Annotated in this window: 19 protein-coding genes; 5 read left to right on the forward strand and 14 right to left on the reverse strand. The window is 47.7% G+C overall.

Annotated features, from left to right (window positions below; genetic code table 11):
- Positions 1 to 176: 176 nt before the first annotated feature.
- From QP339_RS08995 to QP339_RS09020, 6 genes are all read right to left on the reverse strand, one after another.
- Positions 177 to 941, reverse strand: a complete 765-nt coding sequence (locus QP339_RS08995; RefSeq protein WP_284911232.1) for a LytTR family transcriptional regulator DNA-binding domain-containing protein — start codon at positions 939 to 941, stop codon at positions 177 to 179.
- A 149-nt stretch (positions 942 to 1,090) separates the two neighbouring features.
- The gene (locus QP339_RS09000) at positions 1,091 to 1,954 is read right to left on the reverse strand and encodes a MetQ/NlpA family ABC transporter substrate-binding protein (RefSeq protein WP_284911233.1); all 864 of its coding nucleotides are present in this window, start codon (positions 1,952 to 1,954) and stop codon (positions 1,091 to 1,093) included.
- 225 nt (positions 1,955 to 2,179) lie between these two features.
- The gene (locus QP339_RS09005) at positions 2,180 to 3,556 is read right to left on the reverse strand and encodes a GntP family permease (protein ID WP_284911234.1); all 1,377 of its coding nucleotides are present in this window, start codon (positions 3,554 to 3,556) and stop codon (positions 2,180 to 2,182) included.
- Positions 3,546 to 4,874: a four-carbon acid sugar kinase family protein gene (locus QP339_RS09010; protein WP_284911235.1), complete on the reverse strand. Its 1,329-nt coding sequence runs from the start codon at positions 4,872 to 4,874 to the stop codon at positions 3,546 to 3,548. The genes QP339_RS09005 and QP339_RS09010 overlap by 11 nt, the downstream gene beginning before the upstream one ends.
- 94 nt (positions 4,875 to 4,968) lie before the next feature.
- Entirely contained in the window at positions 4,969 to 5,982 is a 1,014-nt protein-coding gene (gene pdxA, locus QP339_RS09015; RefSeq protein WP_284911236.1) for a 4-hydroxythreonine-4-phosphate dehydrogenase PdxA, read from the reverse strand.
- Positions 5,983 to 5,995: 13 nt separating this feature from the next.
- Complete coding sequence (locus tag QP339_RS09020; protein WP_284911237.1) at positions 5,996 to 6,760, reverse strand: DeoR/GlpR family DNA-binding transcription regulator; 765 nt, start codon at positions 6,758 to 6,760, stop codon at positions 5,996 to 5,998.
- A gap of 264 nt (positions 6,761 to 7,024) precedes the next feature.
- On the opposite strand from QP339_RS09020, the gene QP339_RS09025 reads away from it, so the two are divergent.
- Complete coding sequence (locus QP339_RS09025; RefSeq protein ID WP_070618359.1) at positions 7,025 to 8,308, forward strand: HlyC/CorC family transporter; 1,284 nt, start codon at positions 7,025 to 7,027, stop codon at positions 8,306 to 8,308.
- Positions 8,309 to 8,428: 120 nt separating this feature from the next.
- Here the strand turns inward: QP339_RS09025 and QP339_RS09030 are convergent, their stop codons facing one another.
- Positions 8,429 to 8,866, reverse strand: a complete 438-nt coding sequence (locus QP339_RS09030; protein WP_284911238.1) for an HIT family protein — start codon at positions 8,864 to 8,866, stop codon at positions 8,429 to 8,431.
- Positions 8,867 to 9,354: 488 nt separating this feature from the next.
- On the opposite strand from QP339_RS09030, the gene QP339_RS09035 reads away from it, so the two are divergent.
- The 3 genes from QP339_RS09035 to QP339_RS09045 are packed head-to-tail and all read left to right on the forward strand — an operon-like array spanning position 9,355 to position 13,333.
- Positions 9,355 to 9,816, forward strand: a complete 462-nt coding sequence (locus QP339_RS09035; protein ID WP_070618364.1) for a MarR family winged helix-turn-helix transcriptional regulator — start codon at positions 9,355 to 9,357, stop codon at positions 9,814 to 9,816.
- Positions 9,801 to 11,528: an ABC transporter ATP-binding protein gene (locus tag QP339_RS09040; RefSeq protein ID WP_284911239.1), complete on the forward strand. Its 1,728-nt coding sequence runs from the start codon at positions 9,801 to 9,803 to the stop codon at positions 11,526 to 11,528. Before QP339_RS09035 ends, QP339_RS09040 begins: the two co-directional genes overlap by 16 nt.
- Positions 11,528 to 13,333, forward strand: a complete 1,806-nt coding sequence (locus QP339_RS09045; RefSeq protein ID WP_284911240.1) for an ABC transporter ATP-binding protein — start codon at positions 11,528 to 11,530, stop codon at positions 13,331 to 13,333. Before QP339_RS09040 ends, QP339_RS09045 begins: the two co-directional genes overlap by 1 nt.
- A gap of 60 nt (positions 13,334 to 13,393) precedes the next feature.
- Here QP339_RS09045 and QP339_RS09050 read toward each other — a convergent pair whose 3' ends face one another.
- From QP339_RS09050 to QP339_RS09080, 7 genes are all read right to left on the reverse strand, one after another.
- Positions 13,394 to 14,341 carry an ABC transporter ATP-binding protein gene (locus QP339_RS09050; RefSeq protein WP_284911241.1) on the reverse strand — a complete coding sequence of 316 codons (948 nt, stop codon included), beginning with the start codon at positions 14,339 to 14,341 and terminating at the stop codon, positions 13,394 to 13,396.
- Positions 14,325 to 15,947 (reverse strand): ABC transporter permease, encoded by a 1,623-nt coding sequence (locus QP339_RS09055; protein WP_284911242.1) that lies wholly within the window; start codon positions 15,945 to 15,947, stop codon positions 14,325 to 14,327. The genes QP339_RS09050 and QP339_RS09055 overlap by 17 nt, the downstream gene beginning before the upstream one ends.
- Before the next feature lie 65 nt (positions 15,948 to 16,012).
- Positions 16,013 to 17,107 (reverse strand): ABC transporter substrate-binding protein, encoded by a 1,095-nt coding sequence (locus tag QP339_RS09060; protein ID WP_284911243.1) that lies wholly within the window; start codon positions 17,105 to 17,107, stop codon positions 16,013 to 16,015.
- A 138-nt stretch (positions 17,108 to 17,245) separates the two neighbouring features.
- The gene (locus QP339_RS09065) at positions 17,246 to 18,451 is read right to left on the reverse strand and encodes a dicarboxylate/amino acid:cation symporter (RefSeq protein ID WP_284911244.1); all 1,206 of its coding nucleotides are present in this window, start codon (positions 18,449 to 18,451) and stop codon (positions 17,246 to 17,248) included.
- Between the two features lie 780 nt (positions 18,452 to 19,231).
- Positions 19,232 to 20,248, reverse strand: a complete 1,017-nt coding sequence (locus tag QP339_RS09070; protein ID WP_284911245.1) for a PEP/pyruvate-binding domain-containing protein — start codon at positions 20,246 to 20,248, stop codon at positions 19,232 to 19,234.
- A 79-nt stretch (positions 20,249 to 20,327) separates the two neighbouring features.
- The gene (locus QP339_RS09075) at positions 20,328 to 21,539 is read right to left on the reverse strand and encodes a glycosyltransferase family 4 protein (RefSeq protein WP_284911246.1); all 1,212 of its coding nucleotides are present in this window, start codon (positions 21,537 to 21,539) and stop codon (positions 20,328 to 20,330) included.
- 131 nt (positions 21,540 to 21,670) lie between these two features.
- Positions 21,671 to 22,408, reverse strand: a complete 738-nt coding sequence (locus QP339_RS09080; protein ID WP_284911247.1) for a pseudouridine synthase — start codon at positions 22,406 to 22,408, stop codon at positions 21,671 to 21,673.
- A gap of 74 nt (positions 22,409 to 22,482) precedes the next feature.
- On the opposite strand from QP339_RS09080, the gene QP339_RS09085 reads away from it, so the two are divergent.
- The gene (locus QP339_RS09085) at positions 22,483 to 23,334 is read left to right on the forward strand and encodes a serine aminopeptidase domain-containing protein (protein WP_284911248.1); all 852 of its coding nucleotides are present in this window, start codon (positions 22,483 to 22,485) and stop codon (positions 23,332 to 23,334) included.
- Positions 23,335 to 23,769: the final 435 nt, after the last annotated feature.

Here is a 23,769-nt window from a genome sequence, read left to right on the forward strand (position 1 = left end):
ATGCAGTGAACAGCTATATCTTGCAGTGAACTAGCTGGAATAGAATTCCACTGCATCATAAGCCATAAAACTTGCACTTAATTTCATTAAAAGCCTCTTTACCCTAGTTACTTAAAAGTGCATGGGCAAATTTTTAACTAAAATTTGCCCATGCACTGATCGTTTACTTAGTCTCCTTATAATATATCCCTATCGTCAAAACTATTTTTCAAATGACCCAGATTTTTATAACTAATAGGAATCCATACATCATTTACTAACTTAATCAGCTTATTCTCTTCTTGGTAACTGTGGATATAATTTAAGTTAACCACATAAGACCGATGCGTTCGAAAAAAATGTCTAGACCATGTTTCAATATCTTTCAATTTTCCTGTAAATTCAATAATTTTTTCTTCTTTATTTTCAATAAAATGACACTTGATTTTCCGCGATCGATCTGAGGTTTCAAAAAATAAGACTTGTGCGGGGTGTAAAAAAATGACTTGATCTAATGTTTTTAGGTAAACTGGTTCTCTTTCTGTATCCTCCCCATCAAATTGCCTTAAGTAATAGCTCTCTAAACATCCATAATACTGTTTCGCATCTATTTCTAAACCTGATTTTAAAATAAAATCTAAAGGTTCTATATGATGCTTAATGATCTTATCTAGATTACTATCATCTTCCCCCATACAGACAATATAGCCGTGTGGGTCCTGTTTTCTAACTTTTATTAATAAATCTAATTGTTCGGATAGAGTATCTACAGCATCTAAATCAAAAAAATAAAGGGAAGAAGATAATGCTTCTTTAGAGCAGTTTGTTAAAAATTTTTCTATAACATCTTCTTGTACTGTAATTTCGATGTCCCAAGCGTTAATCATAATATAGCCTTTAATTATCTCAACAAGTTTTTCCCTGAAAACAGGATCTTTAATAAATACCGCAATTTTTAACATGACTTCTTCCTCCTTTTAAGAAAAACTTATCATATTATTAAGCTATATTCAAACAATAACTAAATTTATGTAAGGACTCAATGAAAATATTTTGCAGTTAATATTAAAGGCCTAGCCAGAGCGGCTAGGCCTTGTTAATGGGCTTATATTTAAGAGCTTGCTTGGGCGAAATTTTCATAATCCTTGGTCGCATCTTCGCCTGGTCCCCAGCCAGGATAGAAGGTGCCTGATCCCGTCTCTTGGGCATAGCGGACAGTATCATCAGTCTGGTAATAGTCGAGGATCTTTCTTAGGATAGGATCATCTAAGTCTTCGCGGCGAACGACGAAGTTCAAGCGGAAGAGTTTGGACGTATTGGTCGTATCTTCGAAGTAAATGGCCGCTTCCTTGTCCAAGCCAGCTTCACTGGCGATGGTTACCCCGGTCAAGATCAACTCTGTGTCTCCCAAAGCTCTTGGCACCTGGCCCCCGTCCATCTCGACAAAGTCTAGCTTTTTGGGATTATTGGCAATATCTTCCTTAGTCGGTACAGGGCCAGCGGAATCCTTGAGGGTCAAAAGCCCCGCCTTCTCTAACTGAATGAGGGCATTTCCCGTATTGATGGGATCATTGGTCACCGCAATCCGCGCCCCGTCAGGCACTTGGTCCAGACTCTCGATTCCTGACTTGGCCCAGATCCCCATCGGTTCAACAGATAAATAGCCCAGGGGAACGAGGTCTGTCTGGTGGGACTGGTTAAAGTCTGCCAGGAAGGTAGCATATTGGTAGGCATTAGCCGCAATATCCCCTTCCGCTAGGGCCACATTGGGTTGGACAAAATCGCTGAAAACAACTGGTTCGATCTTAATGCCCTCTTCCTTCTCCAAACGGTCGCCCACATGACGGAAAATCTCTGCCGCCCGGTCCGTCGCTACCCCAATCTTATAAGTCTCCTGGTCCTTCTGCCTCGATTGACAACCCCCGAGGACCAGCACGCAGACCAGAGCCAGTAGAATCATTCGTATCTTTCGCATATTATCACCTCTCTACCTATTATAAAGGCTTGGGGGTGGGATGGGTAGGGGAGACTCCTTTGATTCAAAGAACTGGGCAAATATTCCTTTCTAGGGGCGTAGATGATAAAAAATTATAATCACATAAAAAGGCTGGAGCAAGAGATCCAGCCCTTAAGATATGAAGTTTTTTAACTTGTTCCAGTGATTCAGAGCTAAACGCCTTTTGTCATAGCCTCTGCATTCTTAGCCAAAGAAAGCATTGAGGACAAGGATCATCATGGCCCCGATCGCCCAACAGATGGTGGTCGGGATAGACCAAGTGCGAATCTGGTCCTTAACCTTCTCATTACCGATTAATTCATTAATGGTCCAGAAGTAAGAATCATTGAAGTAGGAGAAGAACATGGAACCCACACAAGCGGCCAGGGCAGCAAAGACAGGGCTCACACCCAGTGTCGCCATGATAGGCGCTGTAATGGAAGCGGCGGTCATAGCTGCCACATTCCCTGAGCCTTGGATGAAACGTACTAAAGTCGAAATGATCAACGGCAATAAGATTGGTGGAATTGAGGTGCCGGCAATATAATTGGCAATCACATCCCCAGCGCCAGAAGCATTTACAATCGTTCCTAGAGCGCCACCAGCTCCCACAATCAGGAGAATCTTAGCCCCGCCTGCAATCCCTTCGTCCATGAAGGCCAAGGCCTGGTCCCGGGTCATGGACCGGCTGAGGAAGATAATAGCTATGAGCAAACTGATCCCTAGGGCACAGACCGGTTGGCCTAGGAAGGCAACAGTTTGGATGAAGAAGGAGCTTGATTCTGCCTGGCTCGCAAAAGTCCCAGCCAGAATCAGTAGGATGGGCACAATAATGGGAGCAAAGGAAACTAAAGTCCCTGGCAGTTCTTGCTGGTCGGTCTGTTCTTCGGCAATTTCTTGACCCGTTAAAGCACGGGCTTGGTCACCTTCAAGCCAGCCTTCTCCACTTTCATCGGGCAGGCGGTAGATCTGCTTGCCCATATAGCGAGCATAGATTACAAGGGCAATCGCCATGGGAATGGTAATCACAATCCCCCAGAACATCATCTGGGCGAGGTCAGCGCCGAAGATTCCTGCTGTCCCGATCGGTCCCGTTGCCGGAACCACAATAGAGTGGGTGAGGACAAGGCCACCTGCTGTCGCAATGGCTAAAGAGACAATGGACTTACGTTTAGCACGGGAGATCACCTTGAGCAGAGGGAAGAGGATGACGAAACCGGGCACACAGAAGATGGACATGGAGGTGATATAACCCGTGACATTAACGGCCATTTCTTCCTTACCATTACCGAAAACTTTGAGGAAACTGCGGGCAATTCGCTCAGCGGCTCCCGATTTTTCTAGTAATTTCCCCATCATGACACCGAAACTGATGAGGATCCCTAAGTTCCCTAGGGTGGTCCCGAAACCTTCCTTAATCGTATTGACGGTTTCAATGGGGTCCATGCCACCAAGGATACCCGTGAGTAAACTCGTAATAATCAAAGCGAGAAAGACGTGGATCTTGGTCTTAGTGAGCATGAAGATCAAGAGGACCATGGCAAAGATTAAGGCGAGGATAATCTGTGTACTAGCTGACATGGTGAACACCTTCTTCTACATAGTAATTGCTGGCAATCTTGGTCGCTAAGAAGTCGGCACATTCATAGAGGGTGTATTCGTCGCCAATGAGACCACCCTTGGTAATAATACTCTTATGATCTAAGTCGCCGCCCATAATGGTCCCATAGACCGCCAGGGGAATGACTTCATCTTTAATTTGGATGCCGGTGGTTCCTGTCTTCTCTAAGAAGGCCTTGGTGATATCCCCGCCTGAAGTATAGACGCCCCCGAGCTGGTCGCCCATGGCTAGGGCAATCTGTGAGCCAATCTCTGCGACCTTATCGCTGATACGTTCGGAAGCCTGGCGGACAGTCAGACCAGCTTTCTGGGCTGCCGCTTTGAGGTCCAGCTTGTCTTCCTTCTGCATCATGGTGGCGACAAGGAACATCTGATTATCGTCTAAGTGTTGGAGGACTTTATTCTTCACCCGGTCAATCTCTGCTTGGTCCGGGCCGTCATAGAGCAAGTCCTCGGCTTGGATCTTCACCACATAGGGCGCTAGCTCTGCCCGGAAGCGGGCGATCTGGGCAATAGCGATGGTCGAAACCGAACCAATGGTAAAGAGCATCTTCTGTTTGGTCTTAATCCCTGTCGTTTGGTCGGAATTCTTAACTAGGTAATAAGTGAAGGGGCCGGGATCCACAGCAACAAATGGAAGCTTCATTGCCAGAGTTGCTTGGGCGATGGTCTCGATATCTTCATTCGTAAAGGCATCGATGACAATAATCTCTGCCCCATTGTCCTTGAGGGCTAGCATGGTGTCTGTAATGGCTTCCTGACCCTGCATGATGGTTTCAACGGTAATCACGCCAATTTCACGGTCGGTCTGTTCTCTAAAGATTGTTGAAATTTTGGAAGAATCAACGGGTGCTGTTGGATCGTTCCGCACATCTGTGAGTTCTAATGGCACCCCATCCACCAGCATGTAATTTCCGATAACAATCTTTCCTGAATCAGGATAAGAAGCCACGACTATTGCCAGGGTATCCTCGTCGACCTGGTCTAAAATCGCATCCAGCTCAGCTCCACAGTTGCCGCGCATGGTGGAATCGATCCGTTTATTGTAGAAGTCGACCTGGAGCCCCTGGACAGATTTCATTTTGTCCACCACAGCTTGGTAGGCCGCTTCAGCTTCCATGCCCCGTGAATCCGTATGAACTCCTAAAGCGTCATAGTTTTCATAGTCTGCAATATAATTGGCATTATTAATTGTTCCAACTTTATAGCCGTTTTTAGCGAGCGATGAATTGGAGACATTGGCCCCCGTCATATCGTCCGCAATAATTAAAGTACGCATAAATATCCCCCTTATAATTAAAGCGTTTACATTTTATTAGAATAGAAAAGGATGGTCCCTGGGTAAAGACCTCGGCCCATCCTTTTATAATCATTTAAACTTGCTCATGTGCAGCTTTGAAGCGTCCAGAATAGTGGCAGGCTAGACGAATCGCTTCATCCAAGCTGATCTCATCAGCTACACCAGTCCCCGCAATATCGAAGGCCGTCCCGTGGTCCACCGACGTTCTTAAGAAAGGCAAACCATGGGTAATGGAAATGGTCCGGTCAAAGTCAACCATCTTCGTCGCGATATGACCTTGGTCATGGTAGAGAGAAAGTACCCCATCATACTTACCCATTAGAGCTTGGTGGAAGACGGAATCAGCTCCGATTGGGCCGTAAACTTTGATCCCTTCAGCCTGCATTTCTTCCACGGCAGGAATAATAGAGTCAATTTCTTCCGTCCCGAAGAGGCCCCCGTCCCCACAGTGGGGATTTAAACCGGCAATCGCAACAGACGGATCTTCAACCCCCAAGGTTTTTAGAGCGTCCATGGTTCGTTTGGTGTAGTGCTTGATGCCTTCCTTAGAAATTAAGTCGCAGGCTTCTTTTAGAGACACGTGCTTAGAATAGAAGGTCACGCGTAGGCCTTTGACTTCGAACATGGTCAAGGGCTCATCAACACCAGTTAGGTCCTGAAGAATATCCGTGTGACCGAGTTGTTTAATTCCTGCTTCAGATAATGACTCCTTGTTGATCGTTGTCGTTACCATAGCGGCTGCCTGCCCATCTTTGGCCAATTCGTAGGCTTTCTTGATGTAATCGTAAGAAGCCTGGCCACATTCGGCAGATACCTTGCCCCACTCGAAGGTATCCATATTGACATTATCGAGATCAAAAACATCCAGGGTACCTGGCTCATACTTGCCTTCTTCAAAGGAATTAATCGGATGGATGGTCAAGCCAGTCTGGCAAATTTCATCTGCTAATTTTAGGATATCGGCATCGCCTACCACCGCTACATTGGCCTCAGCGAAGACCCCCTCTTTGGCAAAAGACTTACAGACAATTTCAGGCCCAATGCCTGCTGGGTCGCCCATAGTTAGTACAACGTATTCTTTAGTCATTATCATACACTCCTTAACAAATTTTGATTTCTAAGTGACTGATATCATGCAAACCATCCAAATCAGCATCCTGACTGGTGTACAACTTATCGAAGTCTGTCATAGGCGCATAACGCAAGAGGCTGCGCCGGCGACTTTTTTCGCCTGTTGCCAGTAAGATACGATGGTTGGCGATTTCTAATGCCGAGGACTTGAGCGCCGCCTTCTCATTTGAAGTCGTATAGACCCCTTCTTTAGAGAAAGAATCGCAACCCATAATCGCCGTGTCTACACGGTAGGAACGTAAACGATCGACTGCAGCAAAATCGCGGCTTGTTTTCGATAGGTTGGATAATTCCCCCGCTAATAGAATCACCCGATAATTAGGGGCTTGGGTCGCTTCAAGGGCAATGGTTAAATCACAAGTAATGATTGTTAAAACATCATAATACTGGCGACATTTTGCGACTAACAAACGGTTGGTTGTTCCATTATCTAAGAAGAGACTATCGCCAAGTGAAATGTTTTCTAAAACTTCTTCCACTAAGCGGGCTTTATCTTCTTGGCGGGTATCTTGCTTCACATCCGGTTTGATCTCGGTACGAATCAACTGATCAGGCCCTAACCAGATGGCACCGCCGAAGACCTTCTCAATCAAGCCTTTGCTTTCGAGTTCATTTAAATCCTTTCGAATCGTTACTTCTGATACTCCAAACTCTTGGGCTAATTCCTTAACGGTCGCTGATTGTCCAAGCTTCAGATAATCAGCTATCCGGTCCAAACGCTCCTGTGCTAACATTTCTTGTCCTCCTAATTTATATTGTAGACGAAAGTTCATTCGCTTTCAAGTTATTTCTTTTACTTTCTTTTATTTATTTTTAACTCTGATTTATTCATCTGAATTTATTTTATAATTTCTTTACTTCCCATAAATAGGTTTTCCCATAATTTCATGATACAATAAACCTAGACTAGTATACACTTAAACAAACACTATCCAAGCCCCCCTTTCGACTGGGGCTCGGGTAGTGTTTATCTTACAATTTATAGGAGGAATTTCAGAATGGATGAGAGTTACGTCGGGTCGATCGCCTTATTTATCTTATGTGTGATTTTATCCGCTTATTTTTCTGCTTCGGAGACAGCTTTTACATCTTTGAATCGGATTCGCTTGCAGAATGAGGCGGAGAATGGCGATAAGCGAGCCCAACAAACCCTCAATTTACAAGAAGACTTTGAATCCTTATTATCGACGATCTTGATTGGCAATAACATTGTGAATATCGGGGCGTCTGCTATCGCAACGGTGGTTCTCTTGGTCTGGTTCCCGCGCTATGGGGCGAGCATTTCGACCATTGCGACAACGGTGATCCTTTTGCTCTGCTCAGAGATCACACCCAAACTAATTGCCAAATTGATGCCGGAACAATTTGCCAAGTTCTCAACCCCTATTTTGCGGGTGGTCATGTGGCTAATGACACCTCTTGTTTGGTTGATTAACCTCTGGCAGAAGCTCGTCCAACGTATCATCCCCATCGAAAGCCAGGAAGGAATCAGCGAGGAAGAATTGCTTTCCCTGGTGGACGAAGCCCGGGTGGGTGGCTCGATTGAATACGATGAACAGCGCTTGGTCAAGGCCGCCATTAACTTCGACGACCGGACCGTTTCCTCTATTCTAACCCCTCGGATTGACCTGGTTGCTGCGGACATCCATGACAGCGACGAAAGCATTGACCAGGCCTTCATGGAACATCCTTATTCGCGCTTGGTGATTTATGACGAGAATATCGATAATGTCCTAGGTGCCCTCCACGAGCGAGACTTCAACCGCTACCTGCGGGCCAAGCGTGAGCGTGGGCAAAAAGTGGTCCTCCAGAGTATTCTCTCTGATGTCCTCTTCATTCCCCCTTCGATCAAATTAGCCAACCTCCTGCGCAAGATGCAGAAGCAGAAGGTTCATATGGCTGTTGTCCGCGACGAACACGGAGGCGTCATGGGGATTGCCACTATGGAAGACGTCCTAGAAGAATTGGTTGGCGAGATCTGGGACGAAGATGACGTGGTCTTCAATGATATCGACGTGCTCATCCCCCAAGAACACTATCAATTCAGCGGGGGCTGTGCCATCGACAAGGCCATGCCAATCCTCAACCTACCCCTAGAAGAGCCCGAACTCTTCCATACTGTCAACGGCTTTGTGGTCCACCACATTGGCAAGCTCCCAGAAAAAGGCGACCGCTTCAGCGTCGGCGACTGGCAATTCAAGGTCCTCGAAGAAGACCGCCAACGCGTCTCCATCCTCGATGCCGTCCACCAAGAAAATTCAGAAGAAGACAAGAAAGACTAAGCCCGTATAAGTTTCATAGCCAAGCACAATAAATGCTGGTAAAAACAAAATAAAAGGCAGTGAATGGAGGTTTATCCCTTCATTCACTGCCTTCTTTTGGTCTTAGCGCACTAAATCAGCTTATAAAGCCAATGCTTGGCGCAAGTCTTCTGCCATCGCCTCATACTCATCATCTGACAAGTATTTTTGGTCCAAGTTCATCGCAAATGGCGTCCCCCATTCCACTTCGCCTTCATACTTAGGCACTAGGTGGAAGTGGAGATGGGACCCACCATCCCCATAAGCGCCGTAGTTAATCTTGTCTGGCTTGTAGACTTGGTGCATGACCTTAGCCACTTGGGCAATCTCAGCGAAGTAAGCATCACGGTCTTCATCAGAAATATCCACCAATTCACTGACATGTTCCTTGTAAGCCACAATCAAGCGGCCAGGATGGGACTGCTCCTTGAAGATAATCACCAGGCTATGGGGCAACTCGCCTACTAAATAGCCGAATTGAGCGAGCGGCTCGCCTTGGACACAGTAGCCACAATTTGAATCTTTAACAGTTTCTGTCATAAGAATCATCCTCCTTTAATTTAATTCTATTTTATCATTATTTCACCAAAAAAGAGCGATTATCTATTTTTAAGATGGATGACGAGTAAGAAAAGAATAGCCCTTTATCAGCCAATTTTGAGCAGGAGCGAAGCGACTTAGAGATGAAGCTGCTCGAGCCAGTGCTATGCTTTAGCCGTTGGAGCTTTAACGACTTACGGATAAAGTACAAGACGGCTTCAGCCGTGTTGATCCACTTATCATTCAAGGCCCAAATTCAAAAGCGGAACGCATGCTCTTAGCACAACTTTACAAAAAAGAGCAACATTCGATTTTTCAGAATGCCGCCCTTTAGCTCATTATAGCCAAAGATTGTAAAGTTTCAGCCTGTTTTCGGTAAGTATTGTGTAAATTTTAAGATTTAAATCAAATCACTTGTATTTACAAGTATAATCCGTTATGATGGATAAGTAGCACATATCAACATAATTCCAAAAGGAGATGGACAGGTGACTAAAGATGCCTTAACCATTTCCCATTTAATCTTTCAATTAGCAAACCTACAGAAGAAATACCTCTTCGAACGCTTAAAGGAAGTTGACCTCAACCCGATCCAGGCCCAGACCCTCCATTATATCTACCGGGAGGCCGGGCCTATCCAGCGTTCACTGGCGACCTATCTCGGCAAACACGAGGCCACGATCAGTAACATTTTGAATGTTTTAGAAGATCGTGGCTATCTTTATCGGCAAACCGCGTCAGATAATAGCCGGCAAAAGCAAATCTTTTTGACCGCTAGCGGCCACGAGCAAGTTGAGAAGATTAATGGGATTTTTAAAGATTTAGAAGCTGAGCTCTGTTCCGACTTATCTAGCCAGGACCGGGCCAAAGTATTGCAAGTCTTAACGGATCAACGCGATCAATTTGTAAAAAATAGAAAGAAAGGTGATCATTCATGCTTAAACTCTTAAAACGTGTGCCCAAATCGCTGATTATCCTCAGCGTCTTCTTTGCCTTCATGCAGGGAATAACGGAATTACTCCTGCCTACCTTGACCGCACGCTTGATTAATGACGGGGTAGCCCAGGGTAACTTCGATGCCATCTGGGGCATTGCCGGGCAAATGTTTATCATGACCCTGCTCATTGTGGGTTCTGCCCTGGCCAATATCTGGTTTGCTTCCAAGGCTTCACAAGGACTGGGACGCGACCTTCGCAATGCCCTCTATGCCAAGGTGCAACGCCTGTCCAAGGATACCTACGATGAATTCGGGAACGCCTCCCTCATCACGCGGTCATCCTCTGACATTGTACAGATCGAATTGACTACCATGATGGTTCTGCGGATGTTCTTGCTTTCCCCCGCCATGCTGATTGCCAGTATCACCATGGCCTACCAAGCTAGTCCGCAAATGAGCCAAACCTACCTGGCCACTATCCCTATCATCGCCATCGCTATCGGAATTGTGATCTACACCGCCTCCCCCCTCTTCCGCTCCATGCAGAAGAAAGTGGACCGGATGAACTTGATCTTCCGCGAAGGGCTGACAGGGGTTCGGGTTATCCGGGCCTTCAATAAGAATGCGTATGAATCCGACCGTTTCCAGGAAGCTAACGACGACTACCGGCAGACCGCTATCGGCGCCCAAGTTCGCCTGGCCTTCTTAATTCCCGTCATGATGACGACTCTCAACCTGACGACTGTCTTCCTGGTTTGGTATGGCGGGCGTTTAACGGCCATCCAATCCTTGGACATGGGAGTGATCCTCTCCTTTATCTCTTATACGGCGATCATGGGGGTCTCCTTCATGTTTATCGGTTTGATGTTCGTCCTGATTCCCCGGGCCCAAGTCTCAGCAGAACGGGTGAACCAGGTGTTGGAAGCGCCTGAGAAGATCCACTCACCTGAGAATGGTGGCCAAGTCCTCTCCCTGGATGAAGCTGGACAGATCGACTTCAACCATGTCCACTTCGCCTATGATGGGGCCGAATCCAATGTCCTCGACGACATCGACTTCCATCTGACGCCAGGTATGACCCTGGGGATTATTGGCGGGACAGGGTCTGGTAAGTCGACCATCGCCAACTTGCTCCTGCGCTTCTACGACCGGTCGTCCGGCGAGATCCGCATTAACGGCCACTTGCTCGAAGACATCAACCTCAACAGCCTGCGCTGCTACATCGCCTATGTGCCACAGAAGGCCAACCTCTTCCGGGGCACCATCCGCTCGAATATGTTAGCCGGTAAATCTGATGCCACAGATGAAGAAATCTGGCGGGCCCTTGAGATTGCCCAAGCTGCGGACTTTGTTTCCAGCTTCTCTGACCAGCTGGACCGGCGCGTCGAACAAGGCGGTTCGAACTTCTCAGGAGGCCAGAAACAGCGGCTCTGTATTGCCCGGGCCTTGATCAAGCAATCGCCGGTCAATGTCTTCGACGACTCTTTCTCGGCTTTAGATGCCAAGACGGATGCTAACCTGCGCCAAGCTTTGAAGAACCTAGATGACCAAACCATCAACTTGATTATTGCCCAACGTGTCAGCACCATTTCCGACGCTGATTTGATTATTGTCCTCAACGACAACGGCAGCATCGCGGGAACCGGCAGCCACGAGAGCCTGCAAGAAGATACCCCGATCTACCGTTCCATCGTTCAATCCCAATTAAAGGAGGTAAGTGACTAATGAGTAAAGAAGTGAAACCAAGATCTACTTTTAGTGCCTTGCGTAAGCTGATTCGTTTTCTCGGCAGATACAAGTATACCTTCTTTGCCGTGATCTTCTTCTCCGTCTTCGCCTCAGTAACGGAAATCTTCGCTCCGAAAATCCTCGGGGGAGCGACCACTCTGATTGCTGACGGGGTGAGCCAAGGCCTGCAAGAAGTCGACGGTCAGATGCGCTATGTCATTGATTTTGAGGGAATTGTTAGTATCCTCATCAAAGTAGCCATCCTCTACCTACTGACTGGGCTGGGCCGCTACCTGCAGAACTTCCTGCTCAGTAAGGCCGTTCAAGGGACCATTTCCGAATTGCGCCAGGCCATGCGCGACAAGCTCAACCGCCTGCCCATCTCTACCCTAGACCAAACGCCAAATGGTGAGATTCTCAGCCGGGCCATCAACGATATCGAAAATATCGCAGCCACCCTGCAACAAAATATCTCCCAGGCCATCATGTCCACCACCCTCTTCATCGGTGTGGCTATCATGATCGTCTCCATCAGCCCTCGTATTGGTGGGATGATGCTCGGGGCCGTCGCTTTGACTATTGTGATGGTCTCCTTCATCACCCCCATCTCCCAGCGGCTCTTCGCTAACCAACAGCGGCTCCAAGGGTCCATCAACGGTCTGATTGAAGAAGACTACAATGGCCAAATCGAAATCAAGGCTTTTAACCAACAGAAGCATAAACTGGAAAAATTCGAAGAAGAAACTGAAAGTTACTACAATACCTCACAGAAAGCTCAATTCATCTCAGGGATTATGTTCCCTTCCGTTAACTTTATCCGGAATGTGGGCTATGTCCTGATTGCCCTTGTCGGCGGAGTATCAGTCGTCAACGGTCATATGTCCCTGGGGAATGTCCAAGCCTTGATGCAGTACAACCCCCAACTCTTCCAACCCGTTTCTCAATTATCGTCCATCGTCAACCAGATTCAATCCACCCTGGCTTCAGCGGAACGGATCTTTGAATTCCTAGAGTTAGACGATATGGAGATCGTGGAATCAGGCCTGGCTCCCCAAGAAAGCGACTATAAGGTGAGCTTCCAAGATGTTCAATTCGGCTACGATCCTGACCAAATGATCCTCAAAGACTTCCGCCTCGATGTAGAGCCAGGACAGATGGTTGCCATTGTGGGACCAACTGGAGCTGGGAAGACCACCCTGATCAACCTTTTGGAACGCTTCTATGAGGTAAATGACGGGAGCATTCGCATTGATGGCGTCGACATCCGGGACTACAGCCGCGATGAGGTCCGCCATCAGATGGGCATGGTCCTCCAAGACACCTGGCTCTTCCGCGGTAGCATCTACGACAACATTGCCTACGGAGCCCAGGGACGGGTCCCTGAGCCTGAAGAAGTCTACTCCGCAGCCAAAACCGCTCACGTCGATGACTTCGTGAAGAAGCTCCCCGATGGCTATGACACCATCATCAACGAAGATGCCTCCAACATCTCCCAAGGCCAGCGCCAGCTGATCACTATCGCCCGGGCCTTGGTGGCAACCCCCGACATCCTCATCCTGGATGAAGCCACCTCCAATATTGACACCCGGACCGAAAAGCTCATCCAACAAGCCACTGACAAGCTGCTCAAAGGGCGGACCAGCTTCGTCATTGCCCACCGCCTCTCCACCATCCAAGATGCCGACCAAATCATCGTCCTCGACGCCGGTCGCATCATTGAGAAAGGCAACCATGACGAACTCATGGCCAAGCAGGGCTTCTACTACGCCCTCTACAATGCCCAGTTCAGCCAAGCCTCTTAATATAAAAATGGCCTCATGCCTGACCCTGTTCGAAGGGTGGGCATGAGGCTTTTTATATTGCTATCGACTTAGGCTCTGAGGCTGCATATAATAATAGACCTTATCGCCGACTTGGAGTTCAGGATCATCGGCTGCCAGCACTTGCACCCATAACCGATCAGACTCTCCTGCAAGCAGATAAGAACGCGCCGGTCCATAGTAATGGCGTTCAACCACCTCCGCTTCCCTGTAATTAGCTTGAGCTGTCGCGGATAAGTGAATGGCTTCAGGTCTAACATAGCTGCCATCCTTTAAATGATTGACCTGACCGATAAAATCCAAGACGAATGAATTCTCAGGCTCTTCATATAAGTCTGGTCCCCTTCCTATCTGTTGAATCCGCCCTGCGTCCAATAAGAGGATCCGGTCAGCCATAGCGAAGGCCTCCTCTTGGTCGTGGGTAACTAAAATAGTGGTCACACCTGTTTGTCTCTGGATATCTTTGACTTCTTCACGCATGGCTAAGCGCAACCGGCGGTCTAAACTCGAAAAAGGCTCATCCAAAAGCAATAAACGTGGGGCAATCACAAGACTCCTCGCTAGGGCTACCCGCTGCTGCTGGCCGCCACTCAAGTCCTGAATACGGGCTTGAAGATACTGAGTCAATCCGACTGTCTTCGCTATCGCCGCCACCCGCTCCTGACGTTCTGGCTTACGAACCCCTGCGATGCGTAAGCCGTAAGTAATATTATCGGCTACATTGAGATGGGGAAAAAGACCAAACGATTGAAAGACCGTACTAATGGGCCGATCTTGGGCTGGCAGATTGAGCATATCCTGGCCATCTAAGGAAATTTCACCCTGGTCAACCTGCTCAAAACCAGCTAGGCAACGTAATAAGGTCGTCTTGCCACAACCACTCGGGCCCAGAACAGCTAGCAGACTGCCTTCTTTCAAATCAAAACTTATGTCATTCAAAACCTGCTGCTTGCCAAATGATTTACTTAAATTCTTAACGGTTAATAGCATGTCCATACTCCTTTCGATCCCCTAAAGTAAAGGTAAGCCCTGCAAAAACGATACAAATGCCCATCAGAATACAGGAAAGAGCAGAAGCTAGTCGATATTTGCCCGAGCCAATAATATCAAAGAGAACGAGCGTCAGCACTTTTTGCCCAGGGTAGACTAAGAAAATAATCGAGCCAAAAGTGGTCATCGACGAGATAAAGCCATTCACCAAGGCCAACTGACCCGCCCGCTTACTTAAAGGCAGAAAGAGCCTTAGATAATCCTGGTACCAGTGCCCCCCAAGGTCCTGGCTGGCTTCAAAAATACTAGGATCCATACCTACAGCAGCGGTACCCATGATCTTAGCGCTAAGGGGCATTAATTTAAAGGTCATATTCAGGACAACAATAGCTGCCGTTCCTGTTAAAGCTAAAGGTTTCCCCGAAAAAGCGAGAATATAACCTAAACCAAAGAAGGAACCGGGAATAATATAGGGCAGCATCGACACAAGGTCCATAGCTTTGAAATAACTTTGATTTTGTATGTGCTCTAGGTAAGCTAGTAGCGAAGAGAGCAGAACAGCAACTAATGCAGAGATTAAAGCATAGACCAGCGTTCGAAGCAAACTATCTTCTAAGTAAGGCAGTACTTCTCTAAAAGCAGATAGGGTAAAATAGCTTTCTCCCTTAATCTTATCTGTGATAGCAAGATAGACAATCGAACCATATTGAGCCAACAAGAGGAGCAAGACTAACCAAGTTAATAAACCTAACCCCATATAAGTTTTACTCTTTGTAGCTGTAAACAAACGTCCTTCTCTGGTAACCTTGCTACTGCTTAACTGACGATTATTCTCTTTTAAGTAAAAATAAAAAGCAAGGCAAGCTGGTAAGATAATAATCACATTAATCAGCGCCGCCTTCTCCGGGTTTCCATAAGCAATCATCTGAAGATAGGCCTCAGTCGCGAGAACAGAATAATTCCCCCCAATAATAGTCGGCGTCGAGAAATCCGCCAGACTACGAATAAAAGTTAAAAGCATCACCACAATGATACTCGAGCGAATCATGGGAAGTAAGACAGTCGCCATTAGCTGGGTCACAGAAGCACCTAAAGATCGGCTACTTTCAATCATTTCCTGGTCCAAAGCTTGAAGGGCATTGATCAATAACAATGTCGAAAAGGAAATAAAACCCAAAGTCTCCATCGACACGATCCCCCAAAAACCATATGGATCCAGACGAAGGCCTAATAAATCATAGGTAATCAAGCCTCTCCGACCAAAGAGGTTAATGTAAGCAAGTGATGAAATAAAAGGAGGAGAAATTAAGCTTAGTAACAAGAAAAAGCGTAAAAGCTTTTGTATTTTTAATGGTGCCCCGACATAATATAAGGCTAAACTGAGGGCGAGGGCACTGGTTAAAAGCATCACAGTCAGACTCACCCCTAGCGACTGCTTGATCAAATCCCCATGCCCCTGCAGATAAGCCCAAAAAGGTTGCAAGGAGAAGCTCGTTTCTCCCACTTGAAAAGCCGAAATAAAGACCGCTAAAACTGGCCATAAAATAAAAATGATGAGGCTAATTGCGAGTAAACTAGCTAGTAAATTTTTTGTCCATTTAGCCATAAGCATAACTACCTCCATTAAAATAAGGAGTGAGTTCTAAGCCCCACTCCTTTGAATCATAAGGTCTATTTACTCTCTTTACCCTTGGTCATTTCTGCCCATTTTTCAAGAATTTGATCACGTGCAGAACCAAATGTGCTGAGGTCTTGTTCAATGAGGTCATTGGTCTCTAAGCCTAGGTCTAAAGCTTCAACCTCGTCTGGATTAACCGTTTGAGCTGTATCCTTACCATCCAATTTAGATAATTCAGAAAGATTTTCAGGTTTTAGCATGAAATCAATAAAGGATTTAGCAGCATCGGCATTAGCTGCACCCTTAAAGATGGCTACCCCTTCTGGTACCCAAGGGATACCGTCTGTTGGATAGATTGCGCTTAGTCCATTCTTCTCAGCCGTTTCAAAGCTTGACGCATCAATTGGGACAATCCCGATCGCAAATTCACCGGCTGCCGTTTTTTCTTCGGGGTCTTTCCCGCGCTTACCGTAGAAAGGAATATTAGCATCCACAGCTTGCCAGTAAGCCCACCCGTCAGACTCTCCTTTTTGATCGAGGAGACCTTTCACGATAGCATACATGGTTCCCGATACCGCAGGGTCACTCATGATAATTTCATCTTTGTATTCGGGCTTGGTTAAGTCTTCCCAAGTTGTTGGCTTCTCAAGTCCAAGTTCCTCGAGCACTTGGTCATTGACTAATAATCCGCCCACTGTAAGGCCCTTAGACAACCAATAGCCGTCTGGATCGCGATAGGCTTCTGGCAGAGTCTCTACAGCCTCACTCTGGTATTGTTCCAAGAGTCCTTTATCCTTGGCAGAGATGAAGGCGTCTAACCCACCACCGAACCACAAATCCGCCATGGGTTCGCCTTGCTCAGCTTCCATCCGCGAGAGCACCTCACCACTGGACATGGATAAGAATTCCACTGGGATGCCCGTCTCCTCCGTAAATTTATCAAAGAATGGCGTATATCTTTCAGAAGTTGTTACAACGCGTAACACTTGGTCACTATCATTGGTCGACTGGCTAATCGATTCAGTGCTTGCCTGATCAGCTTCCAAAGACTGGTCACTCTCACTCGTCGACTGACAAGCTCCTGCTACCAATACGGTAAAAAGCACCAGCCCTAGAAAAGATAGCACTTTTTTAATTCTTGCTTTCATAGTTCCTCCTTATATGCATATTTTGTTACAAGTATAAGTTAAGAATAGCAAATTATTCATAAAAAGACAACTTTTTACCTAGGAATAAAAACAAAAAGCGCCAGCTCTTCAAAAATCCTGAAGACTGACGCTACTTGGTTATTTATTTTTAATACGATCCTTGTAGAATTTATCCACGAAGACAGCGATGGCATTATCGCCAGACACATTAGCTGCAGTCCCGAAACTGTCCTGGGTGATGTACAAGGAAATCATCAACTGGTTCATGGTTTCGCTAGTGATATTGATCATCGGTAGGAAAGGCAGGGCCGACATAATGGCACCCCCTGGCGCGCCCGGTGCCGCAACCATAGCCACGCCCAGCATCATGATAAAGCCAATCATAATCGAGAAGTCATGGGGCAGGTCATACATGAGCAGCAGGGTGGTTGCACAAGATGTAATGGTAATCATTGAACCTGCAATATGAATCGTTGACCCCAGCGGCACCACGAAGTTGGCAATATCTTCTGAAATCCCATTATTGGCCGCACACTTCAAGTTAACCGGCAGAGTAGCTGCCGAAGACTGGGTCCCCAGGGCGGTCATATAGCCGGGAATCTGGTTTTTGATTAACATGACCGGGCTCTTGCCGGCATAGGTCCCTGCGATTAAGAAGAGCAAGCCCACATAGAAGAAGTGGAGGACGAGCACCACCAGGAAGACCTTCCAGAAGACATTCAGGATCGAGAAGACCGAGCCGCTGTAGCTCAGGTTCACGAAATTACCGAAGATATAGAAGGGCAAGAGCGGGATAATAATAGTATTGAGTACTTTTACAATAATATCTCCAAAATCCGTAAAGATCTCATAAAGAGCCTGACCTTGGCCATGACCGCGCAGCCAGGAAATCCCCAAGCCCATAATGAAGGCAAAAATAATGGCGCCAGTCACATCGAAGAAAGGCTCCAGGGGAATGGTGAAGATGGGCTCTAAACCGGGCCCAGCCTGACTAATGTTAGCCACCAATTCCTCGCTAATAAAGAGCGGAAAGAGGTTAACCGAAACAAAATAAGCTAAAAGCCCACCGACCACTGTCGAGATATAGGCCGTCAAAACCGTAACCCCCAGCAACTTCCCAGCTCCATGCGCGAGATCTGCAATCCCCCGCACCACGAAGCCCAGAATCATAAAAGGAATAATAAAATTCAAAAAAGAACTAAAAATAGCTGACAAGGTAGTAAAAATACGAAAGACAATTTCTGGAATAAAACTTAATTGTCCCACAATAATCCCTAAAATAATAGCAATAACAAGTCGCGGTACAAGCCCAATCTTCCGCTTGCCGCCAATCCGATTTGACATAATTCTGCCCCCCAAACAAATGTGCCAAATTAAGCACAATAGCACGTTCTATTTAATAATCCTAGCAAATTCTCCCCTCAATTGGAATGCTTTTGCTTGATTATTTGAAAGATTTAATTTTGTAAGCGTTACAAAAGTCAGAATTCTCGACAAAAATTGTATATGAAAGGGTGTGAGACTTGGCGGTTAGGCTTGGATGATTGGAACAAGTAAGAAAAAGAGCGAAGCATTCGCTCGTTTCTTACTTGTGAAATCACTCCAAGCCTGCCAAGTCGAACCCGACTACAAGGGTGTGAGAGGATGCGGGAGAAAGGGAGCTCTGGAGTAAAAGGACAGAGAAGGCTGCGAGCCTTCGACGTCCTTTTATGAAGAGGAGCCCTTTCTGCATCCTCGAACCCAACTACAAGGGTGTGAGACTTGGCATGCACCCCACAACCAAACCCTAGGAATGTGGGTTAGCAACGATCAAGCTTCACCCAAAGATCAGGAGTGTGGATTACTAAAGCAAGTTCAAGGAAAACATGGCACAATCAATGGTAGAAATATAATATAAGGATCAACAAGCTAGCCAAGAACTAGGCTAGCTTGTTTTCATTATGGTGGGTAGAGGCAGCTTGTCTAGCAGAGGGACAACTTGCTAACGAAGGCCCCATTCGCAAGTTGCCAACTCTCTAATAAAGCCTCCATTTGAAACTTGCTCCCTCATAGAAGGGACGCTCCCCGCACCCTTTTACCCACAAAAAAAGAGACCGGAATTCTATCCAGTCTCATCCACTAAGCTTACTTGCCATGGGCTTCTAGAATAAAGCTTTGCCCATCTTCAATCGTAAATTCTAGGTTTTCTAGTTTATTGTAGAAGGTCTTCATGGTTGCTACAGCTTGAACCAGGTAGTCGTAGTTTTCTGGGAAGTAGTCCTTCATTTCAGCTAAGGACATGGGCTCCCCGCTGCCGATCACCACGTCTTCCCCCTGACCGCGGAGCAAGAATTCCCCTTCCAGATCCTTCTCGTCTTGGTCTTGGTGGACCACAATAATACCGGTTCCTGACTCTTCGCCTGCATTCCCAAAGACCATCTCTTGGATGATCACAGCAGTGCCTAGGTCCTCAGGCAGGTCGAGTTTATTTCTCTGCTCACGCATGTAATCAGAGTCCCAATTCTTATAGATGGCCTTAATCGCGTCAGCAATCTGGGTGGTGACAACCTGCGGGAAGGAAATGCCGACTTCTTCCGTGTAGACATCTTTGAATTGGTTGACGAGGAGGCGCAAGCGGTTATAGGACAAGTCCTGGGTCCGTTCTACACCTTCGTCAGCCTTGGCCTCATCTAACTTGGTCTGGAAGCAGTCGCGGTCAATCCCATAAATCGACTGGCCGTACATTTGCAGGAGACGACGGTAGCAATCATAGGCGAAACGACGGTTCTTGGTGCTCCGCGCAAGGTGTTCCACGTTCTTATCATTCAAACCCACGTTCAGTATACTTTCGCGGTTCTCAGGAAGATGGTGGGCTGCCCCACTACGAATAGAGACCAGAAGTAGGTGGTTGGGATCATTGAAAGACTTACCGGTCCGCTTCTCCAAGTCCTTAATGGCGTCCTCCAATTCCACATCAATAGCAGGACTCAGGCCTTGCTGGCTACCGGACAAGTAATTCTGGCAAGCTGCGGTAGAAATAACGAAGCCCTTGGGAACGTTCAAACCTTCCTTGGTCATTTCAGCCAAGCTGGCCCCCTTAGCGCCGAGGCTCTCCACCATCTTCCCATTAGCTTCTTTGAAATTATAAATATATTTTTGCAAAAAGATCCCTCCTCAGAAAGCGTTTCCTCTAAATGATTATACCGTTTTCAGGGAAACAAAACAATTATTTTTCACAAATTTAAGCCTGCTTTAAAAAGTCCAAGAGATAGTCAACCAGACCAGGCCAGGAATTCTTGCGGATTTCTTCTTTATAAGAAGCAGCAAGCTGGGGCTTTTGGCGGAAGCGGTTAGCCTGACGGACAATCGCTTGGGCTAAAGCCTCACAATAAGCCGGTAAGTCTTCGGCCACGGGCTCATCCTGGTTGACCAAGCCTGGCAAGTGGATATATTCGATCAATTCGCTCTGGTTCAAGCGGTCATCCAGCTGGTCGACCAAGGCTGGAAAGTCGGCCACCACCGTATAGCAGCCACAAGCCATGGCCTCTACAACCACTAGGGGCAGGCCTTCATAGTAAGACGGTAAGATAAAGACTGCTGCCTGGCGGAAAAGCTGGGCCAAGTGGTCTTGGGGGACGGCAGCTTGGTAGTGGATCCGCGCATCGCCTGCGATGAGCTCATGCATCTTAGCCAAGGATTCTGGGTTGCCGTTGCCTACTAAGTGCAACTGCAAGTCTTGACGGTCCTTCAATTGCTGGGTAAAGGCTTCAATTAGGGCAAAGACTCCCTTGGCCTCAGCAATCTTTCCCGCATAGAGCAGCTGCAAGGGCTCGGTCACTTGCTGGTCCTCGAAGTAGAAGATCTTGTCATCATAGCCCCCACCTAGGACAGCGATTTGCTCGGGCGCTAGGCCGTAAGTCGCCACAATGCGGTCGATCTGCTGGCTGGACAAGGCAAAGACCTGGTCCAAGTCCTTGATATGGCGGGTATACTGGGCGGCGAGCTGGGGATGGTGTTGGGCCTGACGCAGATCAGTATTGTGGCAGATCGCAAAGATCTTAGCCTCTGGGAACCACTGGCGCACCATATCCGTCAAGAACCAAAGATGGTGGCAGAGAATGACATCCGGCTGAAATTCTGCATAGGCCTTGGTCAGCACTTCTAGGAAGGCATACTTCCACTGCCGGATCATAGCAGGCGTCATTTCCCCATAAACCGTACTTTCATAGGGCATCACATCGCTCATGCCGGGCAAGGGAAAGTCGCAATAAGAGTTGGGAAAGGTCAGAACATACTGGCGGTCCTCGGGGAGAAGATCCCAGTCATAGCCAGGATAGGCCCCATAGACACAGGCTTGATCCATCTCCCCTGCTAAGCCCTTAATTAGATTGCTAAAGTAAACCCCACTCCCTGTCTTCGAAGGCAATTGGGCTTGGACATGTAGAATACGCATAATTCTCTCCTTTATCTTCGTCATCACTTGTCATTATAGTATATTTCCCTGGACTTGAACAGTAAATTGTGAGCGCTCACACAACCCTGGGGAGACAAGTGCCTTGACTAAGGAGGTCCGAAAGCTCAAGCCTAGCGTTGGACCCGCTTAAACAAAGCCTTCAGATCACTAACTTCCCCCACTGTTAGCTCACGGTAATGCCCTTCCTGGAGGGGCTGACGGTCGAGGGAAAGCGGGCCAATCGCTAGCCGCTCCAGCCGGGTCACTTTAACGCCCCGGGCTAGGAACATCTTCTTGATCTGGTGGCGCTTGCCCTCATAGATGGTCAAACAAGCCTGGGAAGCTTGGCGGCCCACTTCTTCTATCAGGAGCTGGGCAGGCTGGCAGACATAACCATCCGACCAGATAATCCCCTCCGCAAAGGCCGCTACGTCCTGGTCATCCAAGGGTCCATTCACCCTTACCCGATAGGTCTTCGCCATCTGGAAGCGCGGGTTCTCCAAGAGATAATGCAGCTGGCCATTATTGGTCAAGAGGATGAGACCTTGGGCATCCCGGTCTAAGCGACCGACAATGGATAAATTAAGGTCTTGGAGTTCGGCTGGCAGGGCGTCAAAGATCGTCGCATAGCGGTCATCGCGGCGGGCACTGACCAGACCAACTGGCTTGTAGAAGAGATAGTTCTGGTGGCCTAAGTGTGAAGGCAGGTCCTGGCCGCCAAGTTGGATCCGGTGCCAGGCGGGATCTACCAAGTAATTGCCATTTCGCACACAGTCACCATCGACGCTAACGAGTCCTTGGGCAATTTTTTGCCGAGCCCGCCGCGAGGAAAGCTGGCAAGTCTGCTGGATAAATTCTTGTAAACGCATGATAAACTCCTAAACTGTCGCAATTTATTTTAATTTAGCGTACACTAAGACCAAGACATGAAGGAGGTCTTTCCATGTATACGATTCGTAAACTAATGATCGAAGCAATTCCCTGCTATGAGTATAGCCCCCAAGGCCAAGAAAATAAAGCCCTGCCCCTGGTGATCTTCTACCATGGCTGGACCAATTCCAAGGAACAAGGCGCCACCCTGGCTGTAGAACTCGTCCAACGCGGATTCCGGGTCCTCTTGCCCGATGCTTATGGGCACGGAGAGCGGGTGGACTTCGACCAACGCTTAGAGCCCGCCGACTTCTTCCAAGTCCTCTTGCGTAACGTCCAGGAATTCCCCCTCATCAAGGACTACTACCAAGACCAAGGCCTCTTGGATGCCGTCAGCCTCAGTGTCTCCGGCCTCTCCATGGGTGGCATCACGACCTGCATGCTGGTCCGAGCCTATCCCGAAATCGACCAGGCCGGTGTACTCATGGGCACCCCCCAACTAGAGAACTACGCCCGGGCCCTCTGCCGGAACTACTTCCCCGAAGCCATCGAGGTCACAGACGAAGAAAAGGCCCAAGTCCAAGCCATCCTTGCACAAATGGCCCAAGTCGACCTGAGCCAAGCAGCGGACTGCATCGGCGCCCGTCCCATCTTCTTCTGGCACGCCGTCAACGATGCCGTCGTCCCCTATAACCTCACCCAAGAATTCTTCGACCACCACCAAGGAGACCACCCCCTCTACATGATCAGCGACAGCAAGGCCGGCCACCGGGTCCCCTACTACGCCTTCTACCTCCTAGCCGCCTACTTCCAAGCCTGCCAAAAAGCTCCTGCCGACCAAATCCAAACAGCCTTCCTCGACGACTTCTACCAACGCTTCGGCGAGGACGCCAGTGACTATTATCCCTATCATATTGAAGGCTAAGGGTGTGAGGGAGCGCGGGTAGAAGTGGACCTCTGGAGCAAAAGACTTGAGAAGGCTGAAAGACTTCGAAAGGATTTTGTGAAGAGGAGCCACTTCTGCGCGACCGAACCCGACTATAAAGGGTGTGAAGGCTAGCGGGAGAAATAGACCTCTGGAGCAAAGAGTCAGAGAAGACTGTAAGTCTTCGGCGACTCTTTGTGAAGAGGAGCTATTTCTGCTAGCCTGAACCCAACTAAGGGTGTGAGTAAGAGCGGTTAGCTTTGGATGCTTGGAGTAAGTCGGAATAAGGGCAAGCATCGCTTGCACGTTTCCGACTTGCGAAAGCACGCCAAAGCTGCTCTTGCGAACCCGACTACAAAGGGTGTGAGCAAGAGCGCTTAGACTTGAATGACTGGAGCCCAAACGAAAAAGAGCGGCTTTAGCCGATCGTTTCGA

Source organism: Aerococcus sp. UMB7834 (genome assembly GCF_030215145.1).
GTDB lineage: Bacteria > Bacillota > Bacilli > Lactobacillales > Aerococcaceae > Aerococcus.